This window comes from Citrobacter sp. XY323, from assembly GCF_025106035.1.
In the GTDB taxonomy this organism is placed as follows: domain Bacteria; phylum Pseudomonadota; class Gammaproteobacteria; order Enterobacterales; family Enterobacteriaceae; genus Citrobacter; species Citrobacter braakii.
Genome location: NZ_JANYUK010000017.1, coordinates 25525 through 48849, shown reverse-complemented (window position 1 = coordinate 48849; position 23325 = coordinate 25525). Strand labels below are relative to the sequence as shown.

Sequence of the window (23325 nt, the reverse complement as noted above, 5' to 3'; positions counted from 1 at the left end):
GTCAGTCTCTTTGCGCTTAGATAATAAAGGAAAGCAGGAATGTGCAAACCAGTGCAATAACGGACGCGATAAATGTCGCGGTCGTATAATATTTGAACGTCTCATTTAGGGTGGCGCCGCAGTACTGCTTCACCAGCCAGAAGAGGGAATCGGTGACGATCGTGCAGCCAATCGCGCCGGAACCGATGGCAATGGCGATGATCTCCGGGCTAACGTTGGGGTAGAGCGGCAGCATCGGGGCCACGATTGCCGTCGCGCCCATCATCGCCACCGTGGCAGAGCCCACCGCAGCATGCAGGATTAACGCCACCAGCCATGCCAGCAGAATCGGGTGCATATGCATGTTCGAGAGGATCAGCGCGAGGGTATCCGCCAGTCCGCTGCTCTTGAGGATAGCGTTGAATGCGCCGCCTGCGCCGATAATCAGCAAAATGTTAGCAATGGAGCCAAAACCGTTTTCGGTGTGGGTCAGCAGCGCACCCATGCCAATGTGCTGACGCAGGCCGAGAATGTAATAGGCCACGAAAACGGCAATAAACATCGCGGTGATCGGGTTACCAATAAACTCCAACAGCGTATAAACCGTGCTGCCTTTCGCCATGTTCAGCTCAGCGACGGTTTTTACCAGCATCAGGCCAATCGGCAGCAGTACGGTAAACAGCGTAGCGCCCAGCGATGGCAGCGTACTTTCGTCGCGCACCTTGAGGTCGGAAAACTCAGCCGGAACCGGTTTAAACGGCAGACGGTTACCGAGGAATTTCAGATACAGCGGACCGCCGATCAGCGAGGCCATTAAGCCCACCAGTAAGCCGTAGACAATCACGGTGCCAATGTCCGCGCCCAGCTTGTTCGCCACGAACAGGGCGGCTGGATGCGGCGGCACGACGCAGTGTACCGCCATCAGCGCTGTACATAACGGAATCGCCAGCTTCAGTAGCGAGGTATTGGTTTTTTTGGCAATTGAAAAGGCCAGAGGAATCAACAGCACTACGCCGACTTCAACAAACAGTGTGATCCCGCAAATCAGCCCGACCAGTACCATAATGACGTCAGCGGAAAGCCAGCGACAGCGCTGTAGCGTCAGGCCGATACGTTCGGCCGCGCCGGACACTTCCATCATTTTGCCAAGAATGGTCCCAAGGCCGATAACCGCGGCGAGGAAGCCCAGCGTACCGCCGATGCCACTCTCAATGGCATTGACCATATCCAGCGGCCCCATACCCATCATCGTACCCACGAAGAAGCTGGCTAACAGCAGCGCCAGAAACGGGTGGAATTTGAACTTCACGATGGTCAAAACGATTAACACGATGCTTATCAGCAGCGTGCTCACAACCCAGATTTGAGAGTGCATAACTCACCTTGCCCTGTGATTAATATAGGGTTATTGGACAAAAATAAGGCATGGTCTGACAAACGATATAAATCCCCTTTCACATGAGCCAGATTGCATCAAGTAGGTGATTTACGTCTAATTACGCTTTGTTTATGCGATATGGTTCACCTTGATTCATCTTTGTGCTGATTTTTGCAGCGAACTTTTTTACACTCCGGCGAATGAATCAGGAGGACAGGAGGTGAACATGGATCCCTTACGCGAGGTCAGAAATCGGCTGCTCAACGGCTGGCAGTTGTCAAAGCTGTATACCTTTGAAGTGGCGGCCCGACATCAGTCGTTTGCGCTGGCGGCAGATGAGCTGTCACTAAGCCCCAGCGCTGTCAGCCATCGCATTAATCAGCTGGAAGATGAGCTGGGTATTCAGCTGTTTGTTCGTTCGCATCGTAAAGTGGAACTCACCCACGAGGGCAAGCGGGTGTTCTGGGCGCTGAAATCATCGCTGGATACGCTGAATCAGGAAATCCTTGATATTAAAAATCAGGAGTTGTCCGGGACCCTCACCGTCTACTCACGGCCTTCTATCGCTCAGTGCTGGCTGGTTCCGGCGCTCGGCGACTTTACCCGTCGCTATCCGTCGATTTCGCTGACCATGCTGACCGGGAACGACAACGTCAATCTGCAGCGTGCCGGGGTCGATCTGGCCATCTATTTTGACGACGCACCCTCCGCGCAGCTCACGCACCACTTCCTGATGGATGAAGAGATCCTGCCGGTATGCAGCCCGGACTACGCTCGCCGCCATGACCTTACCGGTTCGCTGGTGAATTTACCGCACTGTACGTTGCTGCATGACAGACAGGCGTGGAGTAACGACTCCGGGACCGATGAATGGCACAGTTGGGCGCAGCATTTTTCGGTGAATCTGCCGACATCGTCGGGAATTGGTTTCGATCGTTCTGATTTGGCGGTGATTGCGGCGATGAATCATATCGGCGTGGCGATGGGCCGAAAGCGGCTGGTGCAAAAACGCCTCGACAGTGGAGAGCTGGTTGCGCCTTTTGGCGATATGGCGCTGAAATGCCATCAGCACTACTACATCACAACCCTGCCTGGCAGACAGTGGCCGAAAATCGAGGCGTTTATTCGCTGGCTTCAGGAACAGGTTAAATAAGCAGGCCGCGAATATTTTTTACGCTTTCTCGCTACACGCAAAGTGAAAAAGCATGCTAAATACGTGATATCACTCCTGATGATTTGCGTAAGGACGACCGTGTTAAAGCCGATTGTTTCCCTTTTATTGTTAGCCAGCGCCACCGTGTGTGCCGCGCAACCTGTGCTGACTGCGGCGCAGTATGCGCAGCAGCTTGGCGTTGGGATGGACGTAGACTGGGCGCGCACCGATCGGGGTATCCGTGAATTCGATCCGCTGGTGGTGCGGGATTACAAGGCGAAAGGGTTAACCCACGTGCGCATTCGCGTGGCGGGAGAGCCTACGGAGGCGCGGCTTATACATCTGCGCAAGCTGGTGGAAGCCTGCGAGCAGTATGGCGTGATCCCGATAATTGCCTATCAGGCTGACGAATATAAAAAAGATCCCAGTACCGGTAACGAAAAAGAGGTGGTTAACTGGTGGGTGGCGGTGGCGCATTACTTTGGTCAAAGCTCGCCGTTGCTGGGTTTCGACCTGATATACGAACCCTCTGATAAGCTCAACCATAATCAGGTATCGCTCAATCGGGTGTATGACAAAACCATTCGTACTGTCCATGCCATCGACCCGCAGCGGATGATTTTTATCGCGCCGCGACTACGCGCCGCGCCGGAAGATTTGCCTGACCTGAAACTGCCGCCGCAAAGTCAGAATACCGTGCTGGCTCAATGGCATATTTTTCCGTGGGGGCCGCTGAAAAATAATGGTAAATATCCGTGGACCTCAGGCACAGCGGCAGAAAAGGCCGCTATTCGCGCCCGTATCAATACCGCCATTCACTGGCAGCAGAAAACAGGTCATGTCAGTTGGGTGGGAGGCTGGTCGCCAGGAGAAACCATCAGGAACGCGCCTTCTGCCTCGCAAATGGCGTTTGCCCGATTTATGGCGTGCGAACTGAAAAAAGCGAAAATTCCCTATGCTATCAATGCGGATACGCAGTTTTATGATGGCGAGGAAGGCGCCTGGCGTCCGGCGCTGGAGCCGTTACTGACGACGATGATCGTGCCTGAATGCGAAAAGCCCGGCGATAAGCCGGGCCATCATACGCTTAAACCGCCTGCCCCTGATGCGACACGCGTGACGCCAGCGGAAGCCAGCAAACAAAAATCAACAGTCCCATAAGGGTCATCAGCAGGCCCAGACTGGCTTGCCCGGTCTGCGGCAGCATTGCAGAGAACCACGCCAGCACGCCGGAACCAATGTTCTGTAATCCCCCAACCAGCGCACCGGCAGTGCCTGCCAGGAATGGGAAAGGCTCCATTGCGCCACTGGTTGCCAGCGGAAACAGCATCCCGGCACCGAAGAAAAATAGTGCGGCGGGAACCAGCAGCGTCCAGACGTTCATCACGTCAAACAGGCCCGGGATCCACATCATTAAACCGGCTACCAGACAGCAGATAACCGACTGCCACATCAGCGTCGAGAAACGCTTATTCGGGCGACCGGCGAACCAGGCGCCGAAAAATGCCGCCGGGATGGGCAGAATAAACAGGATACTGACCACCATGCTGCTTAAACCGAGCCTTGCGCCCAACAATACCCCGGAGCAGGCCTCGAAGACCGCAACGCCCGCCAGGCCGCCGATCAGCATCAGCACGTAACAGGTGAAAGAACTGTTACCAAACAGCGTTTTATAGCTGGCGATAAGGCGTGGACGCGGTGCGCCCGCAGGACGCGTTTCCGGCATCCAGCGCGCCATGCTAAACGTGACGCCCGCGCACAGAACCAGCAGGAAGATGTAACAGGCGCGCCAGTTCCACAGGGTATCCAGCATGCCGCCAATCAGCGGGGCCAGCAGTGGACTCACCAGAATCCCCATGTTTAACAAACTATTCGCGTGGCGCAGCTGCGTGCCTTCGTACAGATCGCGCGGTAAGGTTCGCGCCATTACACCGCCGACGCCTGTTCCCATGCCCTGGATTGCACTGGCGATAATCAGTACCGTCAGGCTGTGGGTGGTAATCGCGACCAGCGTGGCCAGCATGAAAATAGACATTCCGGTAAGGATCACCGGACGGCGGCCAACGCGATCGGAAAGTGGGCCGTAAAACAGTTGTGACAGGCCGTAGGTCAGCAGGTAGGCGGCCATTACGCTTTGCACCGCTCCTTCGCGAACGTTCAGTTCACGCGCCATATCAGCAATCGCGGGGATATAAATGGTTTGCGCCATCTGACCTACCGCCACCAGTAATACCAACATCAACAACAAATTGACGCTTCTATGCCTTTTCATTTCGCTGATTACTTTTAAAAAAGATAAAAAAGAAGAATAAGGTGCTGTACTTTCCCGTAAATGCGCGTGGAATCTACCACAACAGAAAAAGAAGGCCAGATAGTGGGCTGGAATGTTTACGCGATGAACGGCAGGAAATGTAAACAAAAAGCGGCAACAAATGTTGCCGGATTGAATCGGGGTTACGGCGCGATCATGACAAGCGGAGTAAGACAGCGCCTACGGCAATGCCGGCGGCCGCGACAAGGCGTATTCCGGCAACCTTTTCTTTCAGCAGTAGCCAGGCGAGCAGAGCGCCAAACAGAATGGAGGTTTCACGCAGCGCTGCGACCACCGCCAACGGAGCCTGGGTCATGGCCCACAGCGCCAGACCGTAAGAACCCATCGTGCCAATTCCACCCAGAATACCTTTCTTCCACTGCTGTACCAGATAGCGTGACGCTTCCCGGCGCCGGGCGATCATCGCCCAGCCCAGCAGACAGGAACCGTTCAGAAAGAAGGTCCACAGCGTATAACCGAGCGCGGTTTCTGATAAGCGTACGCCGGTGCCATCAACCAGCGTGTAACCGGCGATAAAGCAGGCGTTAATGAGCGCCAGTACGATCCCGCGTTGTGAGCTGCTGCGTCCGTTAAATGCCATGCCGAGAATGGCCAGACAGATCGTAGCAATCCCCACCCAGGCAAACACAGACAGGCTATCGCCAAGGAACAAGACGCTGATAATCGCAACCAGCAGCGGTGCTGTCCCACGCATCAGAGGATAGGTTTGGCTCATATCCGAAACCTGATAGGTTTTGGCGACCAGGACCGTATACACCACTTGCAACGCGGTTGAGACGGCCAAAAACGGCAGGCTGGCGGCGGAAGGCTGAGGCGCGAAGGGTAAGCAGATCAATGCCATAATCGCCGCGGAGCCGCTGACGCCAATCGCCGAGTACAGTTTATCGTTTCCAGCTTTAACAATGGCATTCCAACTGGCATGCAGCAGCGCGGCAAACAGCAAAATGCAGAAAACAGAAAGCGTCATGGTGGCGTTCTTCCCTGAGAATGTCATAAAAACGTAACATATTGGCGCGAGACAAGCACCAGGGAGAAGGTGAAAGGGGAGCGGAGTGTTACCCGCTCCCCTTAGGTGCGACTTGAATCCGAATTACTTAACGTATTTCAGAACGGCATCAAGTAGTTGCAGTGCTGCAACAATGAGTTTGAGGATAAGAATAGCGATATCCACGAGGCTCATACGCTCTCCTTTTGGTACAAGGAGCACGGTGCTGACGTACCTCGCCGCTGCCTGTTGCCAGCACCTTTGTTGACATAACACAGTGTGCTCACACGGGGGTTAAGGCGCTGACGGCACCACCCGTTTCAGCCAGGACTTTGATGCGCCGGTTTACGATGCGGCCCCCGCATAACACATTGCGTACCGAGACATTATAGATAAGTACTGTATAAATTAACAGTATCTTATGGACATTGTGTCATTCATGTTCCATACTCAAAACCATCAAAATTCGTGCCGAAATTGCGTGTTCTTCGCAGAACGCGTATACTTTTTCCGTTGACATAACACAGTGTGTTCGGCGGCTACCAACCGCACAGCGCTGAAAAAAACCTCGCTCCGGCGGGGTTTTTTGTTTTCCGACTCTGCACAGCGAAATGTGATCGTTGACGCATTTTTATGCAGATGAAAATTTTTCCATTGTCACGCTGAAAAACCTGTGTTTGTATAAATCCAGTTAATCAACAAACAGACAGGTCCCTAATGAACCCTTCCATGCTGACTGCGACCCTACTAAAAACTGCGCCATCTCGCGCAGCGGTCGTCGTGCGTGTGGTGGTGGTCGTCGGCAATGCGCCGTAGGGTCCGGATCAACACACGATTCCAAAACCCCGCCGGCGCAAACCGGGCGGGGTTTTTCGTTTAAGAGACCTGCCCGAAGCAAAGGCCCAGAATAAAAGGACTGGAGCATGGCAAGTTCGGGCATAACATCCAAGCGTACGCGTTTTACGGGCGCAGAATTCATCGTTCATTTCATGGAACGCCAGGGGATTCAGGTGGTCACCGGTATTCCTGGCGGATCGATTCTTCCCGTGTATGACGCCTTGAGCCAAAGCACGCAAATCCGTCATATCCTGGCGCGCCACGAGCAGGGCGCGGGGTTTATCGCGCAGGGGATGGCGAGAACCGATGGTAAACCCGCCGTCTGTATGGCCTGCAGCGGACCGGGCGCGACCAACCTGGTGACCGCCATTGCCGACGCGCGGCTGGATTCCATCCCGCTGGTGTGTATCACCGGGCAGGTTCCGGCCTCAATGATCGGGACCGACGCCTTCCAGGAAGTCGATACCTACGGCATCTCTATCCCCATCACCAAGCACAACTATCTGGTCCGCCATATCAGTGAATTACCGCAGGTCATGAGCGATGCGTTCCGCATTGCGCAGTCCGGCCGTCCGGGCCCGGTGTGGATAGACATTCCTAAGGATATTCAAACCGCCGTTTTTGAAATTGAAGAGATGCCGGAGCCCGCGCAGAAAATGGCGGCACCGGCGTTCAGCCTGGACAGCATTCGCGATGCCGCAGCTATGATTAACGCCGCACAGCGTCCGGTGCTGTATCTCGGCGGCGGCGTGATTAACGCGCCTGAGCGGGTTCGTGAACTGGCAGAAAAAGCCATGCTGCCCACCACCATGACCTTAATGGCGCTCGGTATGTTGCCGAAAGCGCATCCGCTGTCGTTAGGCATGCTGGGTATGCACGGCGCGCGCAGCACTAACTTTATTCTGCAAGAAGCGGACTTATTGATTGTTCTGGGCGCGCGTTTTGATGACCGGGCGATTGGTAAAACCGAGCAGTTCTGTCCGAACGCCAAAATCATCCATGTGGATATCGACCGCGCGGAGCTGGGTAAAATCAAACAGCCGCACGTGGCAATTCAGGCGGATGTCGATGAGGTTCTGGCGCAACTGATCCCATTAATTGACGCGCAGCCGCGAGAGTCGTGGCATCAAATGGTGGCCGATTTACAACGCGAATTCCCCTGCAGCATTCCGCAGGAAAGCGACCCGCTCAGCCACTATGGGCTGATCAACGCCGTAGCGGCCTGCGTGGATGACAATGCCATTATCACCACCGACGTAGGCCAGCATCAGATGTGGGCCGCACAGGCTTACCCGCTGAACCGTCCGCGTCAGTGGCTGACCTCCGGCGGTCTGGGAACCATGGGCTTTGGCCTGCCGGCGGCAATTGGCGCAGCGCTGGTCAACCCGGACAAAAAGGTGCTGTGCTTCTCCGGCGACGGTAGCCTGATGATGAATATTCAGGAAATGGCAACGGCCAGCGAAAATCAGCTGGATATTAAAATCATCCTGATGAATAACGAAGCGTTGGGTCTGGTGTATCAGCAGCAGAGTTTGTTCTATAAGCAGGGCGTTTTTGCGGCGACATATCCGGGGATGATTAACTTTATGCAGATAGCCGCCGGGTTTGGCCTCGAAACCTGCGATTTGAATAACGAAGCGGATCCACAGGCAGCGTTGCAGGAGATTATTAATCGCCCTGGACCTGCGCTGATCCACGTGCGCATCGATGCCGAAGAAAAAGTGTACCCGATGGTGCCGCCGGGTGCGGCAAACACAGAAATGGTGGGGGAATAAGCCATGCAACAGCAGACTCATGACAACGTAATCCTGGAACTCACCGTACGCAACCATCCGGGCGTAATGACCCACGTCTGCGGGCTGTTTGCCCGCCGCGCGTTCAACGTGGAAGGCATTCTCTGTCTACCGATTCAGGACAGCGACAAGAGCCGCATCTGGCTACTGGTCAACGACGATCAGCGTCTTGAGCAGATGATAAGCCAGATCGACAAGCTGGAAGATGTGGTGAAAGTGGCCCGCAACCAGTCCGACCCGTCGATGTTTAACAAAATCACGGTTTTCTTTGAGTGAGTTAGTCGCCGTCTGAATCCGGGGTGATGACTTTGACAGAGCCGTTCCGGCAGTGGGTTGCGTAATCTGCCGGCAACGGGCGATCGCTTATCAGTACGTCAAAAGTGGAAAGCGGGCCAATGCTGGCGGGAGCAACCTCATCAAACAGGGCGTGGCGCGTCAGCAGAATTTTGCGCAATCCGCGTTCCATCGCTTTGCGTTTGGTGGCCAGATCGTCCGGATTGAACCAGCTAACGCCGAAATGCTCATGGACTCCGCTGGCAGAGATAAACACTTTTCGTGGGTTGAGCGCATCCAGCGGAGAGGGATTGTTGGTGTCGTAAAAGGCATCACTTTTCGCCCGATAGGTGCCCCCGCAAAGAATCGCCGTGGCGTTGGGTTTTTCATTTAGCGCCACGAATACCCGGTGTGAGTAGCAAATTCCGGTAAAGGTAATATCGTCCGGGATCATGCTGATGACTAATGGCATTTCGGCACCATTATCAAAAAAGACCAGATCGTTTTCACTGACCAGTCCCGCGGCCAGAATGGCAACCGGTAAATCGTCGCGATGATACTGCTTTTGCACGGGGAGCGGAGCGTTAACGAGGGTGGCGGGCTTGTTCACCATCACGATGTAACCACCGAGTAGCGTAAGCGGCAATGGTTCGTCATCCTGGCTGAGATCCCGACGGATGGTCATCACGGAAACCTCCAGCATGCGCGCCGCCTCTTTCAGATGGATTCTGTCGGTCTTCTTCAACAATTCCATCAGACGTCGAATACGTTCTTTTTGCTTGGTTTCCATGCACACTCTCCACGAATCATGTTTTCATGTTCCTTCAGTAACATTTATGTGTTTCTGGGAACATGATATTGCTGCATTACTATACGTCTGACCATTGGGAAATAAAAGCGTGTTTTTACACGTTTTATTGATTATAAGCAGCGAGTTTTCAGTCGATTGTAAGCAAGTTAATCATTTTGAGTGTGATAGAGACGCAACATTTAGCATAATAAATAAACAATAAAATGATCCTCCAATCGCGATCCTAGTCACAAATGATACGGAAGTAACATGATAATGTTATTTTAATATCATTGTTGTGTGATTGTTTCTGAGAGGTAGTAAAATGGATATCGCGGTTATTGGCTCCAACATGGTGGATCTCATCACCTACATCAACCAGATGCCCAAAGAAGGGGAAACGCTGGAAGCGCCCGCCTTTAAAATTGGTTGTGGCGGTAAAGGGGCAAATCAGGCCGTTGCGGCTGCTAAGCTCAATTCCAAAGTGCTGATGCTGACGAAAGTCGGTGATGATATTTTTGCGGATAACACCATTCGTAATCTCGAATCCTGGGGGATTAATACGACCTATGTCGAAAAGGTACCCTGCACCAGCAGCGGCGTTGCACCGATCTTTGTTAATGCAAACTCCAGCAACAGCATTCTGATTATTAAAGGCGCCAACAAGTTTCTCTCTCCGGAAGATATCGATCGCGCGGCGGAAGATCTGAAAAAGTGTCAACTTATTGTCCTGCAGTTGGAAGTACAGCTGGAAACGGTTTATCACGCGATTGAATTCGGTAAAAAACACGGTATTGAAGTGTTATTAAATCCCGCTCCTGCATTACGGGAATTAGATATGTCTTATGCCTGTAAATGCGATTTCTTCGTGCCAAATGAAACCGAGCTCGAAATATTAACCGGTATGCCGGTGGATACCTATGACCATATTCGCGCCGCGGCACGTTCTTTGGTCGATAAAGGTCTGAACAATATTATCGTCACCATGGGGGAGAAAGGTGCTCTGTGGATGACGCGTGACCAGGAAGTCCATGTCCCGGCGTTTAAAGTGAACGCTGTCGATACCAGTGGCGCAGGTGACGCTTTCATCGGTTGTTTTGCCCACTATTACGTTCAAAGCGGTGATGTCGAAGCCGCCATGAAAAAAGCCGCTCTCTTCGCTGCATTCAGCGTTACCGGGAAAGGCACTCAATCATCTTATCCAAGCATCGAACAATTTAATGAGTTTCTTACCTTAAACGAATAATACTCCTGCATTGTAAAAGGTAGCACTATGAACGATAAAAACATCATTCAGATGCCCGACGGCTATCTGAATAAGACGCCTCTGTTCCAGTTTATTTTGTTATCCTGTTTATTCCCTTTATGGGGATGCGCAGCCGCATTAAATGATATTCTGATTACGCAATTCAAAAGCGTATTTTCACTCAGCAACTTTGCTTCGGCATTAGTTCAGAGTGCCTTTTATGGCGGTTATTTTTTAATTGCGATTCCGGCATCTTTGGTGATTAAAAAGACCAGTTATAAAATCGCCATCTTAATGGGACTGACCCTTTATATTGTTGGCTGTACGCTCTTTTTCCCGGCATCGCACATGGCCACCTACACCATGTTCCTCGCGGCAATTTTTGCGATTGCGATTGGCCTGAGCTTCCTGGAAACCGCAGCCAACACCTACAGCTCCATGATTGGCCCAAAAGCGTATGCCACCCTGCGCCTGAACATTAGCCAGACCTTTTACCCCATTGGTGCAGCCGCTGGTATTCTGCTGGGTAAATATCTGGTCTTCTCTGAAGGCGAGAGTCTGGAAAAACAGATGGCTGGGATGAACGCGGAGCAGATCCACAACTTTAAAGTGTTGATGCTGGAAAATACCCTTGAGCCTTACAAGTACATGATTATGGTGCTGGTTGTGGTGATGGTGTTGTTCCTGCTGACCCGCTTCCCGACCTGTAAAGTCGCGCAAACGGCGAGTCATAAACGTCCGTCAGCGATGGATACGCTGCGTTATCTGGCCAGCAATGCCCGTTTCCGCCGTGGGATTGTGGCGCAGTTCCTGTACGTGGGGATGCAGGTCGCGGTGTGGTCATTTACCATCCGTCTGGCGCTGGAATTGGGCGATATCAACGAGCGCGACGCCTCAACCTTCATGGTCTATAGCTTTGCCTGCTTCTTTATCGGCAAGTTTATCGCCAACATATTGATGACACGCTTCAATCCGGAAAAAGTGCTGATCCTCTACTCCATCATTGGCGCACTGTTTCTGGTCTATGTTGCGCTGGCGCCAAGCTTCAGCGCCGTGTACGTTGCCGTACTGGTGAGCGTCCTGTTTGGACCCTGCTGGGCGACAATCTATGCCGGTACGCTGGATACCGTGGATAACGAACATACTGAAATGGCGGGAGCAGTCATTGTCATGGCGATTGTTGGTGCAGCGGTGGTTCCGGCAATTCAGGGCTATGTGGCCGATATGTTCCACTCGCTACAACTCTCGTTCCTGGTCTCCATGTTGTGCTTCGTGTACGTCGGTATCTACTTCTGGCGTGAAAGCAAAGTGCGCAATAACCTGGCTGAAGCGACTGTTTCCTGAGGAGAGCGATCATGACAACACGTATCACGCTGTGGCGGGAACTCTTTGCAGAGCATCCGCGAATCTTACTGAAGAATAGCGACTTCACGGTTACCGCATTTCGTTACGCCAGCGGTGTGGAAGGGCTGAAGGTAGAAAACAGTCGTGGACATCTGGTTATTCTGCCCTGGATGGGGCAGATGATCTGGGATGCTCAGTTTGACGGGCATGAACTGACCATGCGCAACATGTTTAGTCAGCCGAAACCGGCTGCGGAAGTGGTAGCGACATACGGCTGCTTTGCTTTCCACTCGGGTATATTGGCTAATGGCTGCCCTTCGCCGGAAGATTCTCACCCGTTGCATGGCGAAATGGCCTGTGCCGCGATGGATGAGGCCTGGCTGGAGCTGGAGGGAGAGAATTTGCGCGTGAGTGGACGCTACGAGTATGTGATGGGATTCGGTCATCATTATCAGGCGCATCCTGCGGTGATTATGCGCAAAGCGAGTGCGCTGTTTGATATTCAGATGGCGGTCACCAACCTCGCCTCAGTGGCAATGCCTTTACAGTATATGTGCCATATGAACTATGCCTACGTACCGGAAGCGACCTTCAGCCAGAATATCCCGGATGAAGCCATGAAGCTGCGTGAGTCGGTACCCGCGCATGTTAAACCTACCGAGCAGTGGCTGGCGTTTAATCAGCGGATCATCCAGGGCGAGGCCTCGCTGGGGCGCCTCAACGAGCCCGATTTTTACGATCCGGAAATCGTTTTCTTCGCTGACCAACTGGACCGATACACGGATAAGCCTGAATTTCGCATGATCGCACCTGATGGCACCACGTTCGTGACACGTTTCTCCAGCGCGGAGCTGAATTATGTCACCCGTTGGATCCTCTATAACGGCGATCAGCAGGTGGCAGCCTTCGCCCTACCTGCGACCTGTCGCCCAGAAGGCTTCCTGGCGGCACAGCGAAAAGGCACGTTGATTCAGCTAGAACCGCAGCACACCCGCACATTTACCGTCACAACTGGCATCGCCTGATCGCTCAAGGCTTAAACAGCAGCGCGTCGAAACACAAAATCCTTCAAGCTGCATAAGGCGGCAAGTCTGCTCACCTCAGAAGCTTACTCAAGTCAGTGACTGGGGTGAGCAGACCAAGCCAACGCAGAGGCTGCTTGAAGGATAAAGTGTATATCGTTAAGGTAAGCACGTTTTTTATCCCCCAGGACAGAACCCATGATCACCGTTGCCCTTATCGACGACCACACTATCGTCCGCTCCGGCTTTGCCCAGTTGCTGGGGCTGGAACCTGATTTGCAGGTTGTGGCTGAGTTCGGCTCAGGCAGTGAGGCGCTGGTGGGATTACCGGGACGTGGCGTGCAGGTATGTATCTGTGATATCTCGATGCCTGATATCTCCGGTCTTGAACTGTTAAGCCAGTTGCCAAAAGGGATGGCGATTATCATGCTCTCCGTCCACGACAGCCCCGCGCTGGTGGAGCAGGCGCTCAACGCGGGCGCGCGTGGTTTCCTTTCTAAACGCTGTAGTCCTGATGAGCTGATCGCGGCGGTGCATACCGTGGCGACCGGCGGCTGCTATTTGACGCCGGATATCGCCGTCAAACTGGCGGCTGGTCGTCAGGATCCGCTGACCAAACGCGAACGTCAGGTGGCGGAGAAACTGGCGCAAGGCATGGCGGTAAAAGAGATTGCCGCCGAACTGGGCCTGTCGCCGAAAACGGTGCACGTGCATCGCGCTAACCTGATGGAAAAACTGGGCGTTAGCAACGATGTCGAACTGGCCCGCCGGATGTTTGACGGCTGGCAATGAACACGCTCTGTTCCCGGTTAATCACCGTTGTTGCCTGCTTCTTTATCTTCTCTGCCGCGTGGTTCTGCTTGTGGAGTATCAGCCTGCACCTGGTTGAGCGCCCGGAGCTGGCGGTACTGCTGTTTCCGTTTGGCCTGCGTCTGGGGCTGATGCTGCAATGTCCACGCGGCTACTGGCCGGTGCTGCTGGGTGCGGAATGGCTGCTTCTTTTCTGGCTGGCGCAGGAAGTGGCGCTGGCTCACTTGCCACTTTTGATGATCGGGAGCTTCCTCACGTTACTCCCGGTGATGCTGATTTCGCGATACCGCCATCAGCGTGACTGGCGCACGCTGCTGTTACAGGGCGCGGCGCTGACGGCGGCGGCGTTGCTGCAATCGCTGCCCTGGCTTGGGCAAGGCGAAGAGGCGTGGAATGCCCTACTGCTGACGCTCACTGGTGGATTAACGCTGGCTCCGATCTGTCTGGTTTTCTGGCACTATCTTAGCAGCACCACCTGGTTGCCGCTGGGCCCGGCGGTGGTGTCTCAGCCGGTGAACTGGCGCGGGCGGCATCTGGTCTGGTATCTGCTGCTGTTTAGCGTCAGCCTGTGGTTGCAGCTTGGCCTGCCCGATGAACTGTCACGCTTCACGCCGTTTTGCCTCGCGCTGCCGATCATTGCGCTCGCCTGGCACTACGGCTGGCAGGGGGCGCTGATTGCCACGTTAATGAACGCCATTGCGCTGATTGCCAGCCAGACCTGGCACGATCATCCCGTCGACCTGTTGCTCTCCCTGCTGGTGCAAAGCCTGACCGGGCTGCTGCTCGGCGCGGGGATCCAGCGTCTGCGCGAGCTTAACCAGTCGCTGCAAAACGAATTAGCGCGCAACCACCGTCTGGCGGAACGCCTGCTGGAGACCGAAGAGAGCGTGCGCCGGGATGTGGCGCGCGAGCTGCACGATGATATCGGTCAGACCATCACCGCCATTCGCACCCAGGCGGGCATTGTCCAGCGGCTGGCGCCGGAAAACGCAGGGGTGAAGTGCAGCGGGGCGCATATCGAACAACTTTCTCTTGGCGTATACGATTCTGTGCGTCGTCTGTTGGGTCGTCTGCGTCCGCGCCAGTTGGATGATCTCACGCTGGAACAAGCCATCCGCTCATTGATGCGTGAAATGGAGCTGGAAAGCCGCGGCATCGTCAGCCACCTTGACTGGCGAATTGACGAATCTGCACTCAGCGAAAGTCAGCGGGTGACGCTGTTTCGCGTCTGTCAGGAAGGGCTGAACAACATCGTTAAGCACGCCAACGCCAGCGCGGTGACGCTTCAGGGCTGGCAGCAGGATGAACGGCTGATGCTGGTGATTGAGGACGACGGCAGCGGCCTGCCGCCGGGATCGAATCAGCAGGGATTTGGCCTCACCGGGATGCGTGAACGTATTACCGCCCTCGGGGGATCGCTCTCGATTTCCTGTACGCACGGCACGCGGGTCAGCGTGTCGTTACCCCAGCGTTATGTGTAAGGAGCGGTCATGTTTTCGTTTTTAAAAGCCCCAGTCAGCGCGCCGCTCATCACCGATAAGCGTGAAGTGGATGCCCTCTACCGCTACTGGCGGCGGCATATTCTGACCACTATCTGGCTCGGCTACGCGCTGTTCTATTTCACACGCAAGAGCTTCAACGCCGCCGTACCGGATATCCTCACCAGCGGCGTGCTGACCCGCAGCGACATTGGTCTGCTGGCGACGCTGTTTTACATCACCTACGGCCTGTCGAAGTTTGTTTCCGGTATCGTCAGTGACCGTTCCAACGCCCGTTATTTTATGGGGTTTGGGCTTATCGCCACCGGCGTGGTGAACATTCTGTTTGGCTTCTCCACCTCGCTCTGGGCTTTTGCGGTGCTCTGGGCGCTGAACGCCTTTTTCCAGGGCTGGGGGTCGCCGGTCTGCGCGCGTTTATTGACTGCGTGGTATTCGCGTACCGAACGCGGCGGCTGGTGGGCGCTGTGGAATACTGCGCACAATGTTGGCGGGGCGCTGATCCCTATCGTGATGGCGGCGACGGCGCTGCACTACGGCTGGCGTGCCGGGATGATGATCGCCGGGCTGCTGGCGATTGTAGTGGGGATTTTTCTCTGCTGGCGGCTGCGCGACAGGCCGCAGGCGATTGGTCTGCCGCCGATTGGCGACTGGCGGCATGATGAGCTGGAAATCGCCCAGCAGCAGGAAGGCGCAGGGCTGAGTCGTAAAGAGATTCTCACCCGCTATGTATTGCTGAATCCCTATATCTGGCTGCTGTCGCTGTGTTACGTGCTGGTGTACGTCGTCCGCGCCGCCATCAACGACTGGGGCAATCTGTATATGTCGGAGACGCTCGGCGTGGATCTGGTGACCGCCAATACCGCCGTGACCATGTTCGAATTGGGCGGATTTATCGGCGCGCTGGTCGCAGGCTGGGGCTCGGACAAACTGTTTAACGGCAACCGCGGTCCAATGAACCTGATTTTCGCTGCCGGAATTTTGCTCTCCGTGGGCTCGTTGTGGCTGATGCCGTTCGCCAGTTACGTGATGCAGGCGGCGTGCTTCTTCACCACCGGATTCTTCGTCTTCGGCCCGCAAATGCTGATCGGCATGGCGGCGGCGGAGTGCTCGCACAAAGAGGCAGCGGGCGCGGCAACCGGATTTGTCGGGCTGTTTGCCTATCTTGGGGCATCGCTTTCCGGCTGGCCGCTGGCGAAGGTGATGGAGGTCTGGCACTGGACCGGATTCTTTGTGGTGATCGCCATTGCGGCGGGGATATCCGCGCTGCTGCTGCTGCCGTTTTTGAACGCCCAGGCTCCACGCGAACTCAACGAAGCGTGATGCACCTCACCTTTTTACCCTGAGTAGGGCAAAACTAAGAAATTTTCCCGGTTTCACCTGGACGCTGTCTCAGGCGCGTCCCCCGGCTGATTTTTACAATGCCTGCCATTCGCAGGTATAAAAATTAGCTCGGGAGTGTCAAATGCTGGCCTTTCTAAACCAGGTACGCAAGCCGACCCTGGATCTGCCGCTCGATGTGCGGCGCAAAATGTGGTTCAAACCGTTCATGCAGTCCTATCTGGTAGTCTTTATTGGCTACCTGACCATGTATCTGATCCGCAAAAACTTCAATATCGCGCAGAACGACATGATCTCCACCTACGGGCTGAGTATGACGCAGCTGGGAATGATTGGCCTGGGCTTCTCCATCACCTACGGCGTGGGTAAAACGCTGGTTTCCTACTACGCAGACGGCAAAAATACCAAGCAGTTCCTGCCGTTTATGCTGATCCTCTCCGCCATCTGTATGCTCGGCTTCAGCGCCAGCATGGGGGCGGGTTCAACCAGCCTGTTCCTGATGATCGCCTTCTACGCGCTGAGCGGTTTTTTCCAGAGTACCGGTGGCTCGTGTAGCTATTCCACCATCACCAAATGGACGCCGCGTCGCAAGCGGGGTTCTTACCTCGGTATGTGGAATATCTCCCATAACCTCGGTGGTGCGGGTGCGGCTGGCGTGGCGCTGTTTGGCGCCAACTATCTGTTCGACGGTCACGTCATTGGTATGTTTATCTTCCCGTCGATTATCGCCCTGATTGTCGGCTTTATCGGCCTGCGCTACGGCAGCGACTCCCCGGAGTCTTATGGCCTCGGTAAAGCTGAAGAGCTGTTCGGCGAGGAGATAAGCGAAGAGGACAAAGAGACTGAAGAAAATGAGATGACCAAATGGCAGATCTTTGTTGAGTACGTGCTGAAAAACAAAGTGATCTGGCTGCTGTGCTTCTCCAACATTTTCCTGTACGTGGTGCGCATCGGTATCGACCAGTGGTCCACTGTCTACGCTTTCCAGGAGCTGAAGCTCTCCAAAGAAGTGGCGATTCAGGGTTTTACCCTGTTTGAAGTGGGCGCGTTGGTCGGCACGCTATTGTGGGGTTGGCTCTCTGACCTGGCTAACGGTCGTCGTGCGCTGGTAGCCTGCGTGGCGCTGGCGTTGATTATCGCAACTCTGGGCGTTTATCAGCACGCCAGCAACCAGTATGTCTATCTGGCTTCGCTGTTTGCGCTGGGCTTCCTGGTGTTCGGTCCTCAGCTGTTAATCGGCGTTGCAGCCGTCGGATTCGTACCGAAAAAAGCGATCGGCGCAGCCGATGGGATTAAAGGCACCTTCGCATATCTGATTGGTGACAGCTTCGCCAAGCTGGGTCTGGGGATGATTGCCGACGGCACGCCGATTTTCGGTCTGACCGGCTGGGCGGGCACGTTCGCCGCGCTGGATACCGCCGCCATCGGTTGTATCTGCCTGATGGCCATCGTGGCCGTGTTTGAAGAACGTAAAATTCGCCGCGAGAAAAAAATTCAACAATTGAAAGTCGCTTAAGTTAAGTGTGCATTGGTAACTTTTGCCCGCCTGAATGGCGGGCTTTTTTATGCCGCGGATCCATCCTGAATCGCGTTGATACGTTCAGTCGTCGACAGAGAGGAATTTGCCGTTATGATGGGCATCCTGTCTGGTAATGGATGTGCGCATGATTTGGATAATGCTGGCCACATTGGTCGTTGTTTTTGTAGTGGGTTTTCGGGTGTTGACGTCCGGATCTCGACGGGCAATTCGCCGTCTGAGCGAGCGACTGAATATTGATGTTGTGCCGGTAGAGTCGATGATCGATCAGATGGGAAAAGTACAGGGTGAGGCTTTTTTACAGTACCTCCACCGCCCAGATGAATCGCATCTGCAAAATGCTGCCCAGGTGTTGTTGATCTGGCAAATCGTTATTGTCGACGGCAGTGAGTCGAATCTGCTGCAATGGCACCGTTGGCTGCAAAAAGCCCGATTGGCCACGCCGATTACTGATGCACAGGTGCGTCTGGCGCTCGGTTTTCTGCGCGAAATAGAGCCGGATATGCAGGAGTTTAATGCGTTTCAGATGCGCTATAACGCCTTTTTCCAGCCCGAAGATGGCGTGCACTGGCTACACTGACAGTCATGCCTGTTGGCGAATTAATTGTGCAAATATAAATTGATTTAATAGCTAATGGGCTATAATTTACCTATAGCTTATTAGCTATGAGGGATCGTTGATGTGGGAAGTGGAAACAACGGATGTTTTCGATAAATGGTTTGACGTACAGACCGAGGCGCTCAAGGAAGATATGCTCGCAGCGATGATGATTTTATCCGAGTATGGTCCTCAGTTAGGCAGGCCGTTTGCTGATACGGTAAATGCTTCTGCTTTTTCAAATATGAAAGAGTTGCGAGTGCAGCATCAGGGCAACCCGATTCGGGCGTTCTTCGTGTTTGATCCTTCTCGCCATGGCATCGTGTTATGCGCTGGCGATAAAACAGGGTTAAACGAGAAGAAATTCTATAAAGAGATGATCAGGCTTGCTGACGCTGAGTACCGAAATCACCTTAATAAGTAAGGAAAATTATGGCGACGCTTAAAGAATTGATGGCGAAACAAAGCCCGGAAAGCCAGGAGCGCATTGCTGAAAAAGTAGAAGTGCTACGTCAGGTGATTGCGTTAAATATGTTACGGGAAGAACTGAATCTCTCTCAGGCGGAACTTGCCTCGGCAATGGGCGTTAAGCAGCCAACAATCGCAAAAATGGAACAGGCGGATAACGATCCTCGTCTGTCGACGCTTAAGCGTTATGTCACGGCGTTAGGTGGCGAACTGAGCATTGATGTTAAGTTACCGACAGGTAAAAGAGTCGCGTTTCATCTTTAAAAATCCGTGTGGCCTGGATTTTGTGTTAGATGAAAGTAGTTGCCAAAACGTTAAATGCGTCACAAATTTAGTGTTACACTGCGTAACTTTTCTGCAATAACCCCACGCAGGTAACAAAATGAGTGAAGCTGTTGAACAAAAATCCCGCGCTGAGGCAAATGCCCGACCGAACTGGTCGGCGGTATTCGCTGTGGCGTTCTGCGTTGCCTGCCTGATAACCGTTGAGTTTCTGCCCGTTAGCCTGTTAACGCCGATGGCGCAGGATCTGGGGATTTCTGAAGGGGTTGCCGGACAATCGGTGACTGTGACGGCATTTGTTGCCATGTTCGCCAGCCTGTTTGTGACGCAAATTATCCAGGCGACCGATCGTCGCTACGTGGTGATCGTGTTTTCGGTGCTGCTGACGCTCTCCTGCCTGTTGGTTTCCTTTGCCAACTCTTTTTCACTGCTGCTCATTGGCCGCGCCTGTCTCGGTCTGGCGCTTGGCGGATTCTGGGCGATGTCGGCGTCGCTGACCATGCGTCTGGTTCCCGCCCGTACGGTACCGAAAGCGCTGTCGGTGATTTTTGGCGCGGTCTCTGTCGCGCTGGTGATTGCCGCGCCGCTGGGGAGTTTTTTGGGCGGTATTATCGGCTGGCGCAACGTGTTTAATGCGGCGGCGGTAATGGGCGTGCTGTGCACGATTTGGGTGGTGAGAGCGCTGCCGTCGTTGCCAGGTGAACCTTCGCATCAGAAACAAAATATGTTCAGCCTGCTGCAGCGCCCGGGGGTGATGGCCGGGATGATTGCCATCTTTATGTCTTTTGCCGGACAGTTCGCCTTCTTTACCTATATTCGCCCGATCTATATGAATCTGGCAGGCTTTGAAGTTGATGGCCTGACGTTGGTGCTGCTGAGTTTTGGTATCGCCAGCTTTGTCGGGACGTCGCTCTCCTCGGTAGTTCTGAAGCGCTCGGTCAAACTGGCCTTAGCCGGTGCGCCGCTGGTACTGGCGCTTAGCGCGCTGGTCCTGATCCTGTGGGGTAGCGACAAAGTTGTGGCGGCAGGTATTGCGATTATCTGGGGCCTGGCGTTTGCGTTGGTTCCGGTCGGCTGGTCGACGTGGATCACCCGATCGCTTGCCGATCAGGCAGAAAAAGCCGGATCCGTCCAGGTCGCCGTGATCCAGCTTGCCAATACCTGCGGGGCAGCGGTGGGAGGCTATGCGCTCGATAACCTCGGACTGCTTTCGCCCCTGATGCTTTCCGGCAGCCTGATGCTGCTGACGGCGCTTCTGGTCACGATGAAGGTCAGAATACAGTGAGATTGTTGCCTGATGGCGCGCAGCTTTCAGGCAACACCGCTATCTGACGGCTGAATCAATCAAAACCATTGTTTTCGGCGGTATGGGCAAACCATTCGCCGCTTTTCTTCACCGTACGTTTTTGCGTATCTAAATCTAACTGGACAAAACCGTAGCGGTTTTTATATCCGTTGAGCCAGGACCAGTTATCAATAAAGGTCCACATATGGTAGCCAAGACAATTACACCCTTCGCTAATGCCTTTATGTAGCCATTTAAGATGCGCGGAAACAAATTCAATACGGTAGCTGTCGTTGATTTGGTCCTGCTGAATAAAACGTTGCTCATTTTCGACACCCATGCCGTTTTCAGAAATAAAACAGCGCGGGTTGCCGTAGTTATCACGCAGATTAGTAATAATATCGTAAATACCTGGCTCATAAATTTCCCAGCCACGGTAAGGGTTCATTTTACGCCCCGGCATTTCGTAATAATCAAACAGCCACTCCGGCATAAACGGCGCGTCAGGATTGACGGCAGTATCACGACATTTCACGCGGCGCGGCTGATAATAATTAATACCGAGCAGGTCGATTTTGCCATCGGCGATGAGCTGACTGTCGCCTGGCTGACATGCTGGGAGTTGATCGTACTCTTTTAGCAGCGCTATCAGATCCGCCGGATATTCACCTTTTAGCACCGGGTCAAGGAAGCTGCGGTTAAACAGCAGATCCGCATGGTGCGCAGCTTTTACATCTGCCGGGTGTTGTGAGCGCGGATAAGAGGGCGTTAAATTCAGGATCACACCGATTTCACCGTCATAACTTCCGGCGTGGTACGCGCGCACCGCCGTGGAATGCGCCAGTACGGTGTGATACGCCACGGTGGCCGCGCGTTTGAAATCCACCACATTAGGGTAATGGAAGTCATACAGATAGCCGCCTTCTACCGGGACAATCGGTTCGTTAAAGGTGAACCAGTGCTTCACCCGATTGCCGAACAAGGTAAAACAGGTTTGTGCGTAGCGACCAAACGCCTCAACCACATCACGGTTTTCCCAGCCACCTTTCTCCTGCATCACCATCGGCATATCGAAGTGGAACAGGGTGATAAATGGCGTAATGCCTTGCGCCAGCAGCTCATCGATGACGTTGTTATAGAAATCAACTGCCTGCGGGTTGACGTCGCCAGTACCGTCCGGGATCAGTCGTGACCAACTGATTGAAGTGCGGAAGCTGTTGTGCTTCAGCTGTTTGAGCAGTGCGATGTCCTGTTTCCAGTGCTGATAAAAGGTCGAGGTGTTCGCCGGGCCAACCCCCTGATGGAAACGCCCAGGCTGGCGGTCGAACCACACGTCCCATGTCGTCTGGCTTTTGCCGCCGTTCAGACTATCCCCTTCGGTTTGCAGCGCCGAGCAGGCACTGCCCCACCAAAAGTTTTCGGGAAAACGGTATCGCATTATCTTGCTCCTTGATGTGTTTCATTTCCCTACACAATAGGCGATTTTGCAAAACAGAAACCGGTTACAGCACTCGTTTTTCAATGCGATAGTTACAAATCCGGGCATTCAACTTTGCCCAGCGCTTCCCAGTAGTTGTTCTGATTGTTTCTTTGTATTGCCAGAATGGCTTCGCGGATGTGTTGCTGATTACGCGTATCAGCCATAATCGTTTTTTCCCACACCTCATCCGATGGCGACCCCTGCGGGGTACAAATCTTGCGTAAATCCTTCAATACGGTGTTTTTTTCATGAACGGACTGTAGAGAGCCATAAGCCGAATCGGCCTGCGCCAAACCCGGCAGCATGAAAAGAATGGCAATAAGCGGTAAAACGGCTTGTTTCATGATAATAATCCTTGTTGTCGATGCGCATCATCTCAAGAGTAAGTGTAGACGGCATGCGCCTCACTCATCAGCCTGTGTTAATTTCTAAAAAGAAAATCAGCCAGAAGTTTTAGTTTTTCAGGAGGATAGGATGCAAATACAGATTACAGATACCATTACTGAAGACGATCAAAATGCTCTGCTTGTTGGATTGCGCGCCTACAATCGCCAGTTCCTGAGGACCACCAATTTTGGCGACCTGGCGGTGTACTGGCGCGATGAGCACAATGAAATACTGGGCGGGCTGATCGGTAAAATCAAAGGCGAATGGCTGTGCATTGATTTCCTGTGGATGCATGACTCGCTGCGTAAAGGCGGTTACGGCACAAAGTTGATGCAGGCCGCTGAACAGACGGCGCGTGAGAGAGGATGCCTGCATGCGCTGGTGGACACGATGAGTTTCCAGGCGCTGCCGTTTTATCAGAAAAATGGCTATCAGTTGCAAATGACCCTCGATAACTTTCCAGAAACCGGTTCCGCGCGCCATTATTTGTCGAAAACGTTTTGATGACC

24 protein-coding genes are annotated in these 23325 nt (G+C 53.7%); 17 read left to right on the top strand and 7 right to left on the bottom strand.

Features of this window, described 5'->3' with window-relative positions:
* Positions 1-16: 16 nt before the first annotated feature.
* A complete protein-coding gene (dsdX, locus tag N0B36_RS21280) occupies positions 17-1354 on the bottom strand; it encodes a D-serine transporter DsdX (protein WP_016157809.1) in 1338 nt (445 codons plus the stop codon).
* A gap of 229 nt (positions 1355-1583) precedes the next feature.
* Between dsdX and dsdC the strand changes: the two genes are divergently transcribed.
* Positions 1584-2510, top strand: a complete 927-nt coding sequence (gene dsdC / locus N0B36_RS21275; RefSeq protein WP_016155054.1) for a DNA-binding transcriptional regulator DsdC — start codon at positions 1584-1586, stop codon at positions 2508-2510.
* A gap of 78 nt (positions 2511-2588) precedes the next feature.
* Positions 2589-3671: a cellulase family glycosylhydrolase gene (locus N0B36_RS21270; RefSeq protein WP_153689875.1), complete on the top strand. Its 1083-nt coding sequence runs from the start codon at positions 2589-2591 to the stop codon at positions 3669-3671.
* On the opposite strand, the gene emrD is transcribed toward N0B36_RS21270, so the two are convergent.
* The 3 genes from emrD to tisB all read right to left on the bottom strand — a co-directional run bounded on the left by emrD (position 3598) and on the right by tisB (position 6022).
* A complete protein-coding gene (gene emrD / locus N0B36_RS21265; RefSeq protein WP_047498775.1) occupies positions 3598-4782 on the bottom strand; it encodes a multidrug efflux MFS transporter EmrD in 1185 nt (394 codons plus the stop codon). The two genes, N0B36_RS21270 and emrD, sit on opposite strands and share 74 nt — an antisense overlap.
* A 193-nt stretch (positions 4783-4975) precedes the next feature.
* Positions 4976-5809 carry a DMT family transporter gene (locus tag N0B36_RS21260; protein WP_016157806.1) on the bottom strand — a complete coding sequence of 278 codons (834 nt, stop codon included), beginning with the start codon at positions 5807-5809 and terminating at the stop codon, positions 4976-4978.
* 123 nt (positions 5810-5932) lie between these two features.
* On the bottom strand, positions 5933-6022 hold the full coding sequence (gene tisB / locus N0B36_RS21255) for a type I toxin-antitoxin system toxin TisB (RefSeq protein WP_003023909.1): 90 nt from the start codon (positions 6020-6022) through the stop codon (positions 5933-5935).
* A 522-nt stretch (positions 6023-6544) separates the two neighbouring features.
* Between tisB and ivbL the strand changes: the two genes are divergently transcribed.
* From ivbL to ilvN, 3 genes are all read left to right on the top strand, one after another.
* Positions 6545-6643 carry an ilvB operon leader peptide IvbL gene (ivbL, locus tag N0B36_RS21250; protein WP_003827118.1) on the top strand — a complete coding sequence of 33 codons (99 nt, stop codon included), beginning with the start codon at positions 6545-6547 and terminating at the stop codon, positions 6641-6643.
* A gap of 107 nt (positions 6644-6750) precedes the next feature.
* A complete protein-coding gene (ilvB, locus tag N0B36_RS21245; protein ID WP_202194990.1) occupies positions 6751-8439 on the top strand; it encodes an acetolactate synthase large subunit in 1689 nt (562 codons plus the stop codon).
* Positions 8440-8442: 3 nt separating this feature from the next.
* The gene (gene ilvN / locus N0B36_RS21240) at positions 8443-8733 is read left to right on the top strand and encodes an acetolactate synthase small subunit (protein WP_003023914.1); all 291 of its coding nucleotides are present in this window, start codon (positions 8443-8445) and stop codon (positions 8731-8733) included.
* A 1-nt stretch (position 8734) separates the two neighbouring features.
* Here the strand turns inward: ilvN and N0B36_RS21235 are convergent, their stop codons facing one another.
* Positions 8735-9520 carry a DeoR family transcriptional regulator gene (locus tag N0B36_RS21235; RefSeq protein WP_181221021.1) on the bottom strand — a complete coding sequence of 262 codons (786 nt, stop codon included), beginning with the start codon at positions 9518-9520 and terminating at the stop codon, positions 8735-8737.
* 325 nt (positions 9521-9845) lie between these two features.
* On the opposite strand from N0B36_RS21235, the gene rbsK reads away from it, so the two are divergent.
* The 11 genes from rbsK to nepI all read left to right on the top strand — a co-directional run bounded on the left by rbsK (position 9846) and on the right by nepI (position 20949).
* Entirely contained in the window at positions 9846-10766 is a 921-nt protein-coding gene (gene rbsK, locus N0B36_RS21230; protein WP_003827124.1) for a ribokinase, read from the top strand.
* 27 nt (positions 10767-10793) lie between these two features.
* Entirely contained in the window at positions 10794-12110 is a 1317-nt protein-coding gene (fucP, locus tag N0B36_RS21225; protein ID WP_003023919.1) for an L-fucose:H+ symporter permease, read from the top strand.
* 11 nt (positions 12111-12121) lie between these two features.
* A complete protein-coding gene (locus N0B36_RS21220; RefSeq protein ID WP_016157804.1) occupies positions 12122-13135 on the top strand; it encodes an aldose 1-epimerase family protein in 1014 nt (337 codons plus the stop codon).
* A gap of 195 nt (positions 13136-13330) precedes the next feature.
* Positions 13331-13924, top strand: coding sequence for a transcriptional regulator UhpA (uhpA, locus tag N0B36_RS21215; RefSeq protein WP_016157803.1), 594 nt, complete (start codon positions 13331-13333; stop codon positions 13922-13924).
* A complete protein-coding gene (gene uhpB / locus N0B36_RS21210; protein ID WP_259688940.1) occupies positions 13921-15423 on the top strand; it encodes a signal transduction histidine-protein kinase/phosphatase UhpB in 1503 nt (500 codons plus the stop codon). Before uhpA ends, uhpB begins: the two co-directional genes overlap by 4 nt.
* Before the next feature lie 9 nt (positions 15424-15432).
* Positions 15433-16761 (top strand): MFS transporter, encoded by a 1329-nt coding sequence (locus N0B36_RS21205; protein ID WP_016155042.1) that lies wholly within the window; start codon positions 15433-15435, stop codon positions 16759-16761.
* 142 nt (positions 16762-16903) lie between these two features.
* Positions 16904-18295 carry a hexose-6-phosphate:phosphate antiporter gene (gene uhpT / locus N0B36_RS21200; RefSeq protein ID WP_003023929.1) on the top strand — a complete coding sequence of 464 codons (1392 nt, stop codon included), beginning with the start codon at positions 16904-16906 and terminating at the stop codon, positions 18293-18295.
* Between the two features lie 148 nt (positions 18296-18443).
* Positions 18444-18896, top strand: coding sequence for a DUF1198 family protein (locus N0B36_RS21195; protein WP_016157801.1), 453 nt, complete (start codon positions 18444-18446; stop codon positions 18894-18896).
* Between the two features lie 100 nt (positions 18897-18996).
* Positions 18997-19338: a type II toxin-antitoxin system RelE/ParE family toxin gene (locus tag N0B36_RS21190; protein ID WP_016157800.1), complete on the top strand. Its 342-nt coding sequence runs from the start codon at positions 18997-18999 to the stop codon at positions 19336-19338.
* Between the two features lie 8 nt (positions 19339-19346).
* On the top strand, positions 19347-19646 hold the full coding sequence (locus N0B36_RS21185) for a helix-turn-helix domain-containing protein (protein ID WP_016157799.1): 300 nt from the start codon (positions 19347-19349) through the stop codon (positions 19644-19646).
* A 118-nt stretch (positions 19647-19764) separates the two neighbouring features.
* Entirely contained in the window at positions 19765-20949 is a 1185-nt protein-coding gene (gene nepI / locus N0B36_RS21180; protein ID WP_016155040.1) for a purine ribonucleoside efflux pump NepI, read from the top strand.
* Positions 20950-21004: 55 nt separating this feature from the next.
* Here nepI and N0B36_RS21175 read toward each other — a convergent pair whose 3' ends face one another.
* Complete coding sequence (locus N0B36_RS21175; RefSeq protein ID WP_047415720.1) at positions 21005-22387, bottom strand: glycoside hydrolase family 1 protein; 1383 nt, start codon at positions 22385-22387, stop codon at positions 21005-21007.
* A 92-nt stretch (positions 22388-22479) separates the two neighbouring features.
* Entirely contained in the window at positions 22480-22773 is a 294-nt protein-coding gene (locus tag N0B36_RS21170; protein ID WP_019078023.1) for a YicS family protein, read from the bottom strand.
* Positions 22774-22903: 130 nt separating this feature from the next.
* Here N0B36_RS21170 and N0B36_RS21165 point away from each other — a divergent pair, with 130 nt between their 5' ends.
* Positions 22904-23320 (top strand): GNAT family N-acetyltransferase, encoded by a 417-nt coding sequence (locus N0B36_RS21165; RefSeq protein WP_016155037.1) that lies wholly within the window; start codon positions 22904-22906, stop codon positions 23318-23320.
* Positions 23321-23325 lie beyond the last annotated feature (5 nt).

Excerpts from the sequence above, each read along its gene's own strand:
- N0B36_RS21190 (WP_016157800.1), top strand. The coding sequence starts at position 18,997 with ATGTGGGAAGTGGAAACAACGGATGTTTTCGATAAATGGTTTGACGTA.
- emrD (WP_047498775.1), bottom strand. The coding sequence starts at position 4,782 with ATGAAAAGGCATAGAAGCGTCAATTTGTTGTTGATGTTGGTATTACTG.
- N0B36_RS21270 (WP_153689875.1), top strand. The coding sequence starts at position 2,589 with ATGATTTGCGTAAGGACGACCGTGTTAAAGCCGATTGTTTCCCTTTTA.
- N0B36_RS21235 (WP_181221021.1), bottom strand. The coding sequence starts at position 9,520 with ATGGAAACCAAGCAAAAAGAACGTATTCGACGTCTGATGGAATTGTTG.
- N0B36_RS21220 (WP_016157804.1), top strand. The coding sequence starts at position 12,122 with ATGACAACACGTATCACGCTGTGGCGGGAACTCTTTGCAGAGCATCCG.
- uhpB (WP_259688940.1), top strand. The coding sequence starts at position 13,921 with ATGAACACGCTCTGTTCCCGGTTAATCACCGTTGTTGCCTGCTTCTTT.
- N0B36_RS21205 (WP_016155042.1), top strand. The coding sequence starts at position 15,433 with ATGTTTTCGTTTTTAAAAGCCCCAGTCAGCGCGCCGCTCATCACCGAT.
- N0B36_RS21260 (WP_016157806.1), bottom strand. The coding sequence starts at position 5,809 with ATGACGCTTTCTGTTTTCTGCATTTTGCTGTTTGCCGCGCTGCTGCAT.
- dsdC (WP_016155054.1), top strand. The coding sequence starts at position 1,584 with ATGGATCCCTTACGCGAGGTCAGAAATCGGCTGCTCAACGGCTGGCAG.
- ilvB (WP_202194990.1), top strand. The coding sequence starts at position 6,751 with ATGGCAAGTTCGGGCATAACATCCAAGCGTACGCGTTTTACGGGCGCA.
- N0B36_RS21185 (WP_016157799.1), top strand. The coding sequence starts at position 19,347 with ATGGCGACGCTTAAAGAATTGATGGCGAAACAAAGCCCGGAAAGCCAG.
- tisB (WP_003023909.1), bottom strand. The coding sequence starts at position 6,022 with ATGAGCCTCGTGGATATCGCTATTCTTATCCTCAAACTCATTGTTGCA.
- uhpT (WP_003023929.1), top strand. The coding sequence starts at position 16,904 with ATGCTGGCCTTTCTAAACCAGGTACGCAAGCCGACCCTGGATCTGCCG.
- rbsK (WP_003827124.1), top strand. The coding sequence starts at position 9,846 with ATGGATATCGCGGTTATTGGCTCCAACATGGTGGATCTCATCACCTAC.
- N0B36_RS21165 (WP_016155037.1), top strand. The coding sequence starts at position 22,904 with ATGCAAATACAGATTACAGATACCATTACTGAAGACGATCAAAATGCT.
- ilvN (WP_003023914.1), top strand. The coding sequence starts at position 8,443 with ATGCAACAGCAGACTCATGACAACGTAATCCTGGAACTCACCGTACGC.
- nepI (WP_016155040.1), top strand. The coding sequence starts at position 19,765 with ATGAGTGAAGCTGTTGAACAAAAATCCCGCGCTGAGGCAAATGCCCGA.
- N0B36_RS21170 (WP_019078023.1), bottom strand. The coding sequence starts at position 22,773 with ATGAAACAAGCCGTTTTACCGCTTATTGCCATTCTTTTCATGCTGCCG.
- N0B36_RS21175 (WP_047415720.1), bottom strand. The coding sequence starts at position 22,387 with ATGCGATACCGTTTTCCCGAAAACTTTTGGTGGGGCAGTGCCTGCTCG.
- N0B36_RS21195 (WP_016157801.1), top strand. The coding sequence starts at position 18,444 with ATGATTTGGATAATGCTGGCCACATTGGTCGTTGTTTTTGTAGTGGGT.
- ivbL (WP_003827118.1), top strand. The coding sequence starts at position 6,545 with ATGAACCCTTCCATGCTGACTGCGACCCTACTAAAAACTGCGCCATCT.
- uhpA (WP_016157803.1), top strand. The coding sequence starts at position 13,331 with ATGATCACCGTTGCCCTTATCGACGACCACACTATCGTCCGCTCCGGC.
- dsdX (WP_016157809.1), bottom strand. The coding sequence starts at position 1,354 with ATGCACTCTCAAATCTGGGTTGTGAGCACGCTGCTGATAAGCATCGTG.
- fucP (WP_003023919.1), top strand. The coding sequence starts at position 10,794 with ATGAACGATAAAAACATCATTCAGATGCCCGACGGCTATCTGAATAAG.